At 56.4% G+C, this 12,936-nt stretch carries 11 protein-coding genes; 5 read left to right on the forward strand and 6 right to left on the reverse strand.

All coding sequences use genetic code 11. The features are described 5' to 3' along the window. Window positions 1-103: 103 nt before the first annotated feature. The 3 genes from ACXAET_RS06325 to ACXAET_RS06335 form a co-directional block, all read right to left on the reverse strand. Complete coding sequence (locus tag ACXAET_RS06325; RefSeq protein WP_475182751.1) at window positions 104-2,458, reverse strand: TRAP transporter large permease; 2,355 nt, start codon at window positions 2,456-2,458, stop codon at window positions 104-106. A 17-nt stretch (window positions 2,459-2,475) separates the two neighbouring features. Further along, a complete protein-coding gene (locus ACXAET_RS06330) occupies window positions 2,476-3,411 on the reverse strand; it encodes a TRAP transporter small permease subunit (RefSeq protein WP_475182755.1) in 936 nt (311 codons plus the stop codon). A 121-nt stretch (window positions 3,412-3,532) separates the two neighbouring features. Further along, window positions 3,533-4,618 carry a TRAP transporter substrate-binding protein gene (locus ACXAET_RS06335; protein ID WP_475182759.1) on the reverse strand — a complete coding sequence of 362 codons (1,086 nt, stop codon included), beginning with the start codon at window positions 4,616-4,618 and terminating at the stop codon, window positions 3,533-3,535. Between the two features lie 232 nt (window positions 4,619-4,850). Here ACXAET_RS06335 and ACXAET_RS06340 point away from each other — a divergent pair, with 232 nt between their 5' ends. Further along, entirely contained in the window at window positions 4,851-6,284 is a 1,434-nt protein-coding gene (locus ACXAET_RS06340; RefSeq protein ID WP_475182761.1) for a cache domain-containing protein, read from the forward strand. Beyond that, a complete protein-coding gene (locus tag ACXAET_RS06345; protein WP_068331834.1) occupies window positions 6,281-6,919 on the forward strand; it encodes a response regulator transcription factor in 639 nt (212 codons plus the stop codon). The genes ACXAET_RS06340 and ACXAET_RS06345 overlap by 4 nt, the downstream gene beginning before the upstream one ends. Window positions 6,920-7,012: 93 nt before the next feature. Here the strand turns inward: ACXAET_RS06345 and ACXAET_RS06350 are convergent, their stop codons facing one another. After that, the gene (locus ACXAET_RS06350; RefSeq protein ID WP_475182764.1) at window positions 7,013-7,396 is read right to left on the reverse strand and encodes a bleomycin resistance protein; all 384 of its coding nucleotides are present in this window, start codon (window positions 7,394-7,396) and stop codon (window positions 7,013-7,015) included. A gap of 45 nt (window positions 7,397-7,441) precedes the next feature. Beyond that, a complete protein-coding gene (locus ACXAET_RS06355; protein WP_475182767.1) occupies window positions 7,442-8,287 on the reverse strand; it encodes a HalD/BesD family halogenase in 846 nt (281 codons plus the stop codon). A 423-nt stretch (window positions 8,288-8,710) separates the two neighbouring features. Here ACXAET_RS06355 and ACXAET_RS06360 point away from each other — a divergent pair, with 423 nt between their 5' ends. The 3 genes from ACXAET_RS06360 to ACXAET_RS06370 all read left to right on the forward strand — a co-directional run bounded on the left by ACXAET_RS06360 (window position 8,711) and on the right by ACXAET_RS06370 (window position 12,133). Continuing rightward, entirely contained in the window at window positions 8,711-10,462 is a 1,752-nt protein-coding gene (locus ACXAET_RS06360) for an acetolactate synthase 3 large subunit (RefSeq protein ID WP_068331838.1), read from the forward strand. A gap of 66 nt (window positions 10,463-10,528) precedes the next feature. After that, window positions 10,529-11,089, forward strand: coding sequence for an acetolactate synthase small subunit (ilvN, locus tag ACXAET_RS06365; RefSeq protein ID WP_068331841.1), 561 nt, complete (start codon window positions 10,529-10,531; stop codon window positions 11,087-11,089). Between the two features lie 291 nt (window positions 11,090-11,380). Continuing rightward, window positions 11,381-12,133, forward strand: a complete 753-nt coding sequence (locus tag ACXAET_RS06370) for a helix-turn-helix domain-containing protein (RefSeq protein WP_475182774.1) — start codon at window positions 11,381-11,383, stop codon at window positions 12,131-12,133. Window positions 12,134-12,136: 3 nt separating this feature from the next. On the opposite strand, the gene ACXAET_RS06375 is transcribed toward ACXAET_RS06370, so the two are convergent. Further along, entirely contained in the window at window positions 12,137-12,919 is a 783-nt protein-coding gene (locus tag ACXAET_RS06375) for a DUF2189 domain-containing protein (protein ID WP_475182778.1), read from the reverse strand. Window positions 12,920-12,936: the final 17 nt, after the last annotated feature.

Raw genomic sequence — 12,936 nt, forward strand, 5'->3', positions numbered from 1 at the left:
CTAAATTGGTGTCTCAGCCTGCTGACCGAACCCCACGAAATAGCAGCAACAAAAAAGCCGGAGGCTCGAAAGCCCCCGGCTGTGTTGTTTTATTCCGGCCGGATCAATTCGGGATCAGATCCGGAATGATCGTGACAATCGACGGGAAGGTCCAAAGGATGCCGATCCCAACCACCTGGATGATCACGAACGGTATGATCCCGCGGTAGATGTGACCGGTTGTCACCTCTTTCGGCGCAACGCCGCGCAGATAGAACAAAGCAAATCCGAACGGTGGCGTTAAGAACGAGGTCTGCAAGTTCACGGCCACCATGATCGTCACCCATTTCGGGTCAAACGAGCCGCCATAAATCACCGGGCCGACGATTGGGATCACGATGTAGATGATCTCAAGGAAATCCAGCACGAAGCCCAGGATAAACAGCACCAGCATCACGATCAGGAAGACAGTGAACTCATTGTCGAAACTGCGCAGGAACTGCTGGATATAGTGCTCACCACCGAACGAGATCACAACCAGGTTCAGAAGTTGCGATCCGATCAGGATAGTGAAAACCATCGAGGTCACCTTGGCCGTTTCACGCACGATTGGGGTCAGAACACCGCCTGCATACAGCACCCAGCACGCAAAAATCAGACCGAACAGCGCGTAGAGGTACGCTGCGTAGGCAATGAAGAAGGCGATCCAGCTTTCGACTGTCACACCATCCTGATTGATCCGCAGGTCGAAATTGATCCCCATCAGCATGCAGACAATGATGGCAAGCGTTGACCAGATGATCACTTTGCCCGTGAGGCCCTGATCCTGAAGCTTGCGATAGGCCGCCAGCATGATCGCACCACCCGCACCCAGCGCTGCGGCAGGAGTTGGGTTGGTGATACCACCCAGGATCGAGCCAAGCACCGCGATGATCAGAACCAGTGGCGGGAACACCACCCGGATCAGATCATTTGTTGCGCAGCGTTCAGCCGCGAATTTGCAGCCATAGATTGCCAGCGCAAACGGCACCGCCAAAAGCAGGAACGTGGTCCCGGACGTCGTTGTCGGAGAAATAGCCACAAGGTCAACCAGCAGCATCAACAGAAGCCCAATGGCCCCCACGATCAGCGGCTGCGTCGATTGTGAAGGCGCAATGCCACGGCCCATCAGCAACGTCAGACCCAGCAGTACGACGATAACCGCAACGCCAGAACCAATCGGAGCTGCCGCAGCAATTTTGGCATCCTGCGCGGCGGCCAGTTCTTCCTCGGACAGACGTTGTGCTTGCGTGACACCACCGGCTTCGTCCAGCGCTTGTTGCTCGGCCACGGCCTGATCCCAGGCGGATTGACCGTGAAGTTCGATCATCGAGGCCTTACATTCTTCCGACACGTTTGTACGCAGCGAAGCGCCTTCACCAATATCCGAAAAGGCAGAAACCGTGATGTTCTGACTACCAATGACACCCATGTTGCCCAGCAACAGGACGCCAACAATCAGCGCAACAGGCGCACCTAAAAGCCAGGTCAGACCTTCGCTCCGGGTAATCGGCTCACCACCGCCGCCGCCAAGCTCAACCGCCGGGGCTTTCTCGGGGTTTAGTAATGCGTAACCAAAGGCATAGAGCGCATATAGCAACGCAAGCATGATCCCCGGCAGCAGCGCCGCTTGGAACAACGTCCCTACCGAGACAACCGCAGGCTCACCCAGGTAAGTCAATGCGTCTGTACACCCGGCCTCAACCGCGCGGGTTTCCTGAGCGGTCGAATACAGGTCGCCCGCCAAAGTCCCCAACAGAACAATCACGATTGACGGAGGGATGATCTGCCCAAGCGTTCCCGACGCCGCGATAACACCTGTCGCCAGTTCCGGCGCATAGTTGTTCCGCAACATGGTCGGCAGCGCCAGCAGGCCCATCGTCACAACGGTCGCGCCCACGATCCCGGTCGAAGCGGCCAGAAACGCGCCAACGACAACGATCGAAACGGCCAAACCGCCCGGCAAAGGACCAAAGACACGCGCCATTGTGGTCAGCAGATCATTGGCGATCTTCGACCGCTCCAGCGTGATCCCCATCAGAACGAACATCAGGACGGCCAGCAATGTCTCGATCGCTTGTCCTGCCAAAACACGTTCATTGATGCGGTTGACGATAAAGGACACGTTGCGATCCAACGCGGTTTCCCAACCTGATGGGAAGACCGGCTCGCCTATCCTTGGTAAGTCCGGGAACCGGAATACGGATATCGACTCGGGTTTTACCCCTGAATTCACCAGGTCCCGATAGGCCTGCGTGCCTGTGTCGATCGCCTGATGTATCAACAACCCGGCGCTGTCCAAAGCCGCGATGATCCCGAATGAGATGATACCGGCCCCACCGATGGCAAAGGCCACCGGGAACCCGGAAAGGATGCCTCCGAAAAGGCAGAAAAATACGATAATGAGGCCTATTTCGACGCCATCAAGTCCGAATAGCATTGTCTTGGTCTCCGTCCTTAATGAGCGCCTTCATAGGCTTCTTCGCCCTCGCCAAGGCTGTCCTTGTCGAGGTATTTTCCATCACTCTCCGGTCCTTCGACATATTCAAGATACGACCGGTACAAGAATGCGACTGCCTGCAGAAACACCAGCCCGGCAAACGCCACCAGCATGATTTTAAACAGGAAGTACGCGGTGAATCCGTTCGGGCTAAAGCCGATGGTCTCGACGTTCCATCGCATTGCCTTCGCCTTCATCAAAAGACGATCCAGTGTGTCGCTGGCCGATGGTTTCGGCACGATCAGATGCCGCCACATGAAATACCAGCCATACATCCAGACCAGAACCGCCAGCGGCATCATAAAGAAGACTGAGCCCAGCATGTCGACCACCTTCTTGGTGCCGAACCGCGCCGGCGCGTACAGCAGATCAACGCGCACGTGTCCGCCCTGGACAAACGTGTAACCCACACAAAAGGACACCACCAACGCGTTGTAAAATTTCAGCATTTCTGCATACCAGCTGATGTCAAACTGCACCGGGATACCAAACGCGATCACAATGTCGGGCCTTGTGAAAATGCGCTGCATGATCACGATGATGATCTGTTGCAGCACCATCAGCAGACCAGCCCATGCAAAGAACCTGCCAAGGGTGTTTGTGAACCCTTCAAGCACCCTGACACAGCCCCACATGAATGGGTTGCGGACTATGCCGATGATCGTGATGACCAGAAGAATTGCAAAAACGGCAAAGAAGAACTCAACCGACCCGCCATAATAGACGAAGCGCATGACAGCTTCTTTGTCGGACCAATCCAGCCAAAGGCCCGGATGGGTCACCGCATAGCCGATATTGTAAAAGGCTTGCGCAAGATTTTGCAGAACCCAGACTATCCCGCCGCCGATTGCGGCAAGAGCGTCGGCCAAACCAACCGAGCTGCTATCGTCCATGATGTCCCTCACTCATCTGAATGTCTGTGGCCTCTACTTTAGCAGGGGTCCCCAGATTCAGAGAATATCTATTGAAAAGAGGCCCCACATTCGTGAGGCCTCAAGGATTTCAGGCTGTTACTTAGCCGCCCAGAACGCGAACACGCTGTTGGACATAGTAGCCGTCGGATTTGTTGATCCACGACGCCGATGTTGCCAGCGATTCCTCGAACGATGTCCGGATACGGGCAAACAGCTCGTCACCCATGTTCTCGTCCATGACTTCGGCAGATGCTTTTCCGAACGCATCCCAGACATCATCCGAGAACTGCAGCGTCTTGACGCCCTGCGACTGCAGGCGTGCCAACGCTGCACCGTTATTGGCCAGCGTTTCTGCCAGCTGATAGTGGGTTGTGGCCATCGACGCATAGCGCATGATTGCCTGTTGCGCAGGGGTCAGCTCGTTCCAGACGTCCAGGTTAACGGACGACGACAGACCCGAGCCCGGCTCGTGGAAGCCAGCGGTGTAGTAGACCTTGGCAACTTCCTGGAACCCGGCGCGTTCGTCGGCCATCGGGCCAACCCACTCCAGACCATCCAGCGCACCCGAAGACAGCGCCTGATAGAGTTCACCACCGGGAATGTTCTGAACGGATGCGCCCAGTTTACCCAAAACCTTGCCGCCCAGACCGGGCATACGGAACTTCAACCCGTTGAAATCCGCGGCCGAGTTGATCTCGCCCCGGAACCAGCCACCGGACTGCGAACCTGAGTTACCTGCCAACAGGCCTTTGAGGTTAAAGATCTGGCCCAGCTCGTCATGCAGCTCTTCACCGCCGCCGTGATAGTACCAGTTGGTCAGTTCCTGAGCGGTTCCGCCAAAAGGAACGGCCGTGAAATAGGCATAACCGGGGTGCTGACCGATAAAGTAGTAGTCGGCCGAGTGATACATATCCGCCTGACCCGATGAAACAGCGTCGAATACTTCCAGCGCGCCCACCAGTTCGCCCGGTGCTTTCTTTTCAATGGTCAACTGACCGTCGGACATCTCGCCGACCATCTGCTCCATATAGGTGGCGGCGTCATCCAGAACGGCAAAGCCGCGCGGCCAGGATGTCACCATTGTCAGGGTCCGCTTACCCTGAGCATAGGCAGGTGCGGCCAGCGCCGTTGCTGCCGCCGCGCTGCTGCCCAGTGCGGTGGTTTTCAAAAATGAACGACGATCCATTTAGTCAGTCCTCCCAAAGTCGTGGTCTGCCCGTTGGGGCAGTTGATCGTTTTCAGTGTCGGGCATCATATCGCTGCGACCAGTGAAGAAAATACCTATTACTACGTAGAAACCGCCTTTCTTTGGGCCAAACCGCTGGTTTTACCCCTGATTATTTCGGTTTTAGGCCCACCTCCGTGTCCTCGGACGGCTGGACTTTGCTTTTTGTGCAAAATTTGCATATCGCAGGGGTATGGGGAGATTCCGGAACGTCTTTCGACCAAACTATGCGCAGAAGCTGTCGCTGCTGGCCACGTTGCCACTTATCGTAGCAGTGGCTGCGATTGCGATCCTTGTGGCGGACCAATCCCGCAAACTCGCCGAAGGCGAAATTGTTCAGCTTGAGGCACAGCTTATCGAAGCCAAGAAGGCCGAATTGCGTAACTACGTGACCCAAGCCCGCAATGGATTCTATTTCGTCTACGGCTCGGCCCAACCCGATGATCAGGAGGCAAAGGATCAGGTGACGCAGATCCTGTCGGCCATGATCTATGGCGATGACGGGTTCTTCTTTGTGTATGATTACGATGGTAACAATCTTGTCAGCCCGCGCCAGACTGAGTTCATCAACAAGAACTGGAGCGGCCTGACCGACAGCGAAGGCACGCCGATTGTGGACGAATTGATTCGCGTCGCCCGGCAGGGTGCTGGGTATCACACCTATCTCTGGCCCAAACCCTCAACCGGGGAAGAGGCACAGATGATCACCTACGTGACCAGTTTTCCCAATTGGCAGTGGGCGGTCGGTACCGGCGTTTTCATAGACGATGTCGTCGCCTCGATCGCCGCAGCCCGGGCCGAGGTTGAGGCCCGCGTGCAGCGGACATTCTACTATATAGGCGGGATCACTCTGGCGGCAGTCCTGATCGTCTTTGCCTCAGGTATGTTCCTGAATTTTCGCGAGCGGCGACTGGCGGATGCCAAGCTGAAAGAGTTGACGCAGCGGGTGCTCGATACGCAAGAGGAAGAACGCGGTCGCGTGGCGCGCGAACTGCATGACGGTATCAGCCAGATGTTGGTTGGTGTGCGCTATGCATTGGACAACGCTCGGCGTCGGCTTGAACGCGGGGACGACGAGGCCGCCCGCGACCCACTATATAAAGGCATAGAAAATCTGGGCACTGCCATCATCGAGGTCCGCCGTATCAGCCGCGATCTGCGCCCTGGCGTCTTGGACGATCTGGGCCTCGGTCCCGCGTTGCAGGCGCTGACAGATGATTTCAGTGAACGTACCGGCATCGAAACAGAATTCTCAACCGTGGTTTTCCGCAACCGGCTGGATCAAGAGGCCAAGATCGCGCTGTACAGGATAGCGCAGGAAGCCCTGACAAATATCGAGCGTCACGCAGATGCGACCCGCGTTACCATTGACCTGCGCGGCCACAAGAAAGGCGCAACGATGCGGATTTCAGATAATGGCCGCGGTCTTCCGCGTGAGCCGGGTCATGCAAGCTCGGGCATCGGGTTGCGCAACATGCAAGAGCGGATCGAACAGCTTGACGGCTCCCTGCGGATTCTGTCATCACGCGGTCCGCAAGGCGGCACCGTGATCGAAGTCACCCTACCCCTCAGCCACCTGTTACCACCGCAGGAAGAAGCCACATTGAACCGAAAGGCCGGCACATGACGATTCGAGTTCTGATAGTCGATGACCACCCGATGGTGGCCGAAGGGATTCAGTCGATCCTTGAAAGCTATCCCGAGATCGAGGTCGTCGGCACTCTCGGAACCGGGCAAGAGGCCGTTGATCAGGCCGCTGATCTGGCCCCTGATGTCATCCTGATGGATTTGAACATGCCCGGCCTTGGCGGGCTGGGTGCCACCGAGATCATTCTCGAACGCCTGCCGGATACGCGCATCCTGATCCTGTCGATGCATGACAGCCCGGAATATATCTCAACCGCGCTCAGCCATGGCGCAAAGGGCTATGTGCTGAAAGACGTCCCAACGGACGAGATTAAACAGGCAATCGACGCGGTGATGCGGGGTGAGCGGTACCTGTGCACCGGTGCCAGCGGCTCGCTGCAACCCAAACTGGACGGCACGCGTGATGCGCTGACGGGGCGCGAACAGACAATTCTGCTCGAACTGGCGCAGGGCAAGTCCAACAAGGAAGTTGCTCTGGTCCTCGACATATCGGTTCGCACGGTTGAGACGCATCGCAAGAATATCAAGCGCAAGCTCGGCATCTCTTCAACCGCAGGGCTGACCCGCTACGCGATGGAGCACGGCGTACTTCAGGGCACCAGCCCGGGCTTTTAGACGCTACCGCAGCGCGCAGCGCTGCCCAGCCCAACCGGCGGACATGCGCCCCCGGCGCATCGACAACGGGCGGGAGTGTTCATGGCCAGAGATTTACGACCTTGGCCGAATATCCTGACCAAAAAACACCAGCGTTCCATCTTCGTCGATCACGTGAAACTCGCGCTGTTGATAAGGCTGGTCAAAAGGCGGACGCACACGCCCCTCGGGCAAGTCCGCCAATCCCGGTCGCAGAGTTTCGTACAACGCGTCGATCCCCTCCACATCTACGTAGAAAGACTGGTTGTCACCCAATTGGCGACCATCGCTGCGCGGCGGACACTCTAGCAGCCGGATCGCGACGGACTCCATTGACAGGAACGCATAGTTGTCTTGCCGGAAGCCACAAGAGAACCCCAAGCGGTCACAGTAGAAGTCAATCTGTTTTTGCAAAGATGAGCACAAAACAAATGGTGTAAGCTGCAAAATCTCGGGCACCAGAGCCTCCCGTCGTGAGATGGTCCAGTGACAGCCTAACATAGCTTAGTCTAACAGTTCGTCGTTTCTCATCCCTTCCCGTTCGTGGTGATGAGGCAATACGCGCCCGTACAGCTGCTGCGTGCGCTCAACCCCGCCACACATCCCCTGGGCCTCGACAAAAGAGAAAATGCCAACGTATCGGCTGCGTTCACCGGATACCGGCGCGACCCTGTGCAGCGCGTAGCGCCCTTTGAAAATCTGCAAGTCACCCGGCTGTAGCTCCAGTTCGCGCACCTGTGTTCTGTCCCCATCGAGGATCGAGGCCACTGCCGCGAAGTTTTCATTCTTCGGCGTTCTCAGATTAGGCACGTATTCAAATGCGCCACCGGCGTCTCCGTTCTGAATGGCGAGGGTGACGGTGTAATTGTTGGTATCGAAATGCCAAGGAAAGCCCTGCCCTTCTTCGACCACGTTAATTATGACATCCGCCAGTGGGTCATCGTAGCGAAAGAACTGGTCTTCGGGCTCATTCAGCGCGTCCCGGATGAAAGGCATGAACCACGGGTACTCGTAAATTCGGCGCAGAGGGCCGGACGCAGGAAAATTATCCGCTGGCACAAATGCGTTTGACCGATCATAGAACCGGCGGATCGGATGACCAATCCCAAAGCTGGGATCATCTTTGGTAAAATAGGCATTCGTCCGGTTAAACGACCGATGCGCTTGCGGGGCGACCTTGTCAGCCTCGTGCACCAAAAGGTTCAATCCGCTTTCATGCACAAATCCGGGCAGGACTGCGCAACCATCCTGATCCAACGCGCGCCGCACATCGTTGATCATCTGATCATAAGCCCGAGACCCCGGCCGATCGATTGGATACCGTCCGAGATCAACCAAATCGTGTAACATCATTCGCCTCCCTGAACTATCCGCCTGAGACAAGCGTGAAACAGAGAAGCACGCCGCTCATGTCTGTTTGGGACATCGCGCTGACGCTTTTCGACCTACCAAAATCTCTTCTGCTGCATTCAAACTGGGTGAATTTCTCGAAAATTCCCCAACTGCGGCAATCTGCGCAATAAAATGTCTCAAAATCAGCGGTTGAGGTCACAAAATTGGTACGATTGCCTGTTGACGACCTCAGCGCCCGCCCATAATGTCGCTCCAAGCTAAAAAGGAGCCTCTGGCGATGAAAACGCTAGTCGTAATCGTAGGAACAACGCGCATGGGCCGGTAACGGTAAACCATAATCCAACCCATGCGCCTCCGAAAAATCTCGGGGGCTTTTTTTATGCGAAACGCAAGACACATGTCGCGAACGGAGCAAAGCAGATGACACGTGAGATGACCGGCGCAAAGATGGTGGTTCAAGCCCTCAAGGATCAGGGCGTGGACACAGTATTCGGATACCCTGGTGGCGCCGTCCTACCGATCTATGATGAGATCTTTCTGCAAAACGACATTCGTCACATTCTGGTGCGGCATGAGCAAGGTGCGGTACACGCTGCCGAAGGGTATGCCCGCTCGACCGGCAAGCCTGGCGTTGCGCTTGTGACCTCGGGTCCCGGTGCCACCAACGCGGTGACCGGCCTGACGGATGCGTTGATGGACTCGATCCCGATTGTGGTTCTGACCGGTCAGGTGCCGACCTTCATGATCGGCTCGGATGCATTCCAAGAGGCTGATACCGTGGGCATCACCCGCCCTTGCACCAAGCACAACTGGCTCGTCAAGGAAACCGACACGCTGGCGGAAACGGTGCACGAGGCGTTTCATGTCGCCACCTCAGGCCGCCCGGGGCCGGTATTGATCGACATTCCCAAGGACGTTCAGTTTGCGTCCGGGAAATACAGCCCGCCGAAACCATCAACCTCGCATTACCAGCCGGTGCTGAAAGGCGATCTTGAAGAGATCACAGAGCTGGTTGCCGCGATAGAGACGGCGAAAAAGCCCGTCTTTTATACCGGCGGGGGTGTTATCAACTCGGGCCCTGCGGCCAGCCAATTGCTGCGCGAACTTGTTGATGCGACAGGTTTTCCGATCACCTCGACCCTTATGGGCCTTGGCGCGTATCCGGCGTCCGGCGAAAACTGGTTGGGCATGCTGGGCATGCACGGTCTGTACGAGGCCAACCTGGCGATGCATGACTGCGATCTGATGATCAACATCGGCGCGCGGTTCGATGACCGGATCACCGGACGGATTGATGCATTCTCGCCAAAGTCTAAAAAGGCGCATATCGACATTGATCCATCGTCGATCAACAAGGTTATCCGCGTGGACATACCGATTGTTGGCGACGTGGCTCATGTGCTTGAGGACATCCTGAAGGTCTGGAAGGCGCGCGGGCGCAAGACCAATGCAGCCGCTGTCAAGAAGTGGCAGGCGCAGATCAGCGAATGGCGCAAGGTGAATTGCCTTGCCTACACCAACAGTGAAAAGTCGATCAAGCCACAATACGCGCTGCAACGGCTTGAAGAACTGACCAAAAACCACGATCGCTACATCGCGACCGAGGTTGGCCAGCATCAAATGTGGGCGGCACAGTATTTGGGTTTCGAAGATCCTAACCGCTGGATGACATCTGGCGGATTGGGGACAATGGGTTATGGCTTTCCGGCCTCCATTGGCGTGCAAATGGCCCATCCGGACGCGCTGGTCATCAATGTGGCTGGTGAAGCTTCGTGGCTGATGAACATGCAAGAGATGGGTACGGCTGTTCAATACCGCCTGCCCGTCAAGCAATTCATCCTGAACAACGAACGTCTGGGCATGGTGCGCCAGTGGCAGGAACTGCTGCATGGTGAGCGGTATTCGCATTCCTGGTCCGAGGCTCTGCCCGATTTCGTCAAACTCGCCGAAGCGTTTGGGGCCAAGGGCATCTTGTGCTCGGACCCTGCAGATCTGGATGATGCGATCATGGAAATGATCAACTATGACGGCCCTGTGATCTTTGACTGTCTGGTTGAAAAGCACGAAAACTGCTTCCCCATGATCCCGTCCGGCAAGGCGCATAACGAAATGCTGCTGGGTGAGGCCGAAACGCAGGGCGTGATCGATAGCAAAGGCTCGGTTCTGGTTTAAAGCATGCGACGAATTTTGTCGGGCGTCCTTGCGCCCGGCACCACAAGGATGATGAAAGGGACATAAATGTCTGCCCTACATATCAAAAAAGGCGCCACACGCCATTCTGCCTATAACCTACGCCCAACATTCTCTGACCTGCAGGAACGCCACACGATTGCGCTTTTGGTCGAGAATGAACCCGGTGTCCTGGCACGCGTGATCGGGCTGTTCTCGGGCCGTGGCTACAACATTGAAAGCCTGACCGTAGCCGAGGTGGACCACACCGGGCATCTCAGCCGTATCACCATCGTGACCGTCGGCACACCGCAAGTTATTGAGCAGATCAAGGCGCAGCTGGGCCGGATCGTGCCCGTCCATGAAGTGCATGATCTGACCGTCGAAGGGGACGCGGTAGAGCGCGAGCTTGCCATCATCAAGGTTGTCGGCGCGGGCGACAAACGGGTCGAAGCGCTGCGGCTGGCTGATATTTTCCGCGCCAACGTGGTCGACAGTACGCTGGGTTCCTTCATCTTTGAGATCACCGGCGCACCGGACAAAATCGATGCGTTTGCCGACCTGATGCGCCCGCTGGGTCTGGTTGAAGTGGCGCGCACCGGCGTCGCTGCACTGCTTCGCGGAGAGTGATCCGCACCCCACCCTTACGAATTGCACGTTAAGGGTGGGTTTTTTAATAGTTTTTTGCCATACATTTGCCACTTTTCGAGAATGCGGCGTTTATTCGTGAAATAGAGCTAAAAAGATCACACAAAATAGGATAAAGCCTATTGCGTTTGTAGGATTGAACGTTAGCCTCAGGGACTGTCGTGGCGTAGGGATACGCCCGGCCTTGTAGTGTTTGCGTGCTTATGCGTTGTTTCGGCCACCGGGTCAAAGCCGCGATGTACGCCAGTCAAGTCGCTGGAACCTGAGACGCTTATGACCAAAGATTTTCGTAATCCGGACGAACTACGTAGGATGTTCGGCGCGAATCTCAGGCAACTTTCGAAGCAATACTCATCCGTCTCAGAGCTTTGCCGGCAATTGGGCGTCAACCGAACCCAATTCAACAGATACCTCGGAGGTGAAAGCTTTCCGCGGCCTGATGTTCTGGACCGAATTTGCCGCTTCTTTGACGTCGACGCCCGTATTTTGCTGCGGCCATTGGACGAAATCGACAGGTCGCCACCGCACCCCGCCGCAGCCGCCTTGACCGAGTTCCTGGGATCAGGTCCGACAACCTTGACCGAGAACCTTTTACCAGCGGGATTCTATTATGCGACGGAAACAGCGGTGGAAGAACATCAACCATCGCGCCACCGGCTATACCACGTTCGTCGGCTGCCGCAATGCACGCTCGTGCGCGGGTTTGAGCCCAAAGCCAGCATGCCCAGCGCCACCCCGAGCGAGCGCGAAGTGCAGGGCATTGCCGCTTGCGCCGGACGACAGATCTATATCCTTATGTCCAGCCGTGAGGCGCAAAACAGTAGGATTTACTTGCTTACGCGTGGCTCAGGCGAAAATTCTGACCGTTGGCGCGGGGTGGCGATCTGTCTGTCAAAAACCACGGCTAATACAGCCACAACCCGGCGGATTCTTTTGCGTCACCTCGGCAATGACACATCATCCGTACTGGCCGCAGCGCGAACTGCCCAGCGGGCCGAGCGAACCTTCCAACAAGGGACGAAATAGACTTCATGCGGCGGATGTACCGGATGCCTGTGTGATCAAACGATACAAATGCCAACTTGCATGTCCCAGTAACGGCAACACAACCAGCAGGCCCAAGAACCAAGGGATCATGGCCACAAACGTCAAAACCGCAATGAACGCCCCCCATGACAGCATAATGATCAGGTGGTCGCGGACATAGCTGAAGCTGGCGATCATGGCCGACACGAAATCCAGCTCTCGGTCCAGAAGCATCGGGATCGAAAGAACGGTGATCATGTACAGCACGGTGGCAAACACAGCCCCGACCGCAGTGCCCACGGCAAGCATCGTCAGGCCGTTCGGAGTGAGATAAACTTCGGCAGATGTCGACACGTTGGTCATCGTTGACAGGCCCATAAACAGGGCAAAAATCATGTGTCCCAGAAAGAACCAGAACAGGAACATCACAACAATGATCGCACAGATCGAAGGCAATTGACGGCGCCCCTGCTGCACCACGACACCGAATATTGCGCCAAAGTCCAACTTCTCGCCCTGCTCCAACCGGTGCGAGACCTCATACATCCCGACCGCCACAAACGGTCCTAGCAGCGGAAATCCGATGGCGGCCAGCACCAACCAGTAGGACGTACCGGTCTGTATTGTGATCCATGCCATTGCCCAGCCCGCAAGCACATAGAAGCCAGCGAACAGCAACCCAAACAAAGGTGCCCGACGATAATCAGCCCAGGCACGGCGCAAAGCCTCGCGCAGCATCTCGATGCTCACCGGACCCATGTCCGGTACACCAAACGGTTTGTCCATGTTTGTGCTCCTCCCTT

It is taken from the genome of Ruegeria sp. AWH4_226, assembly GCF_056159225.1.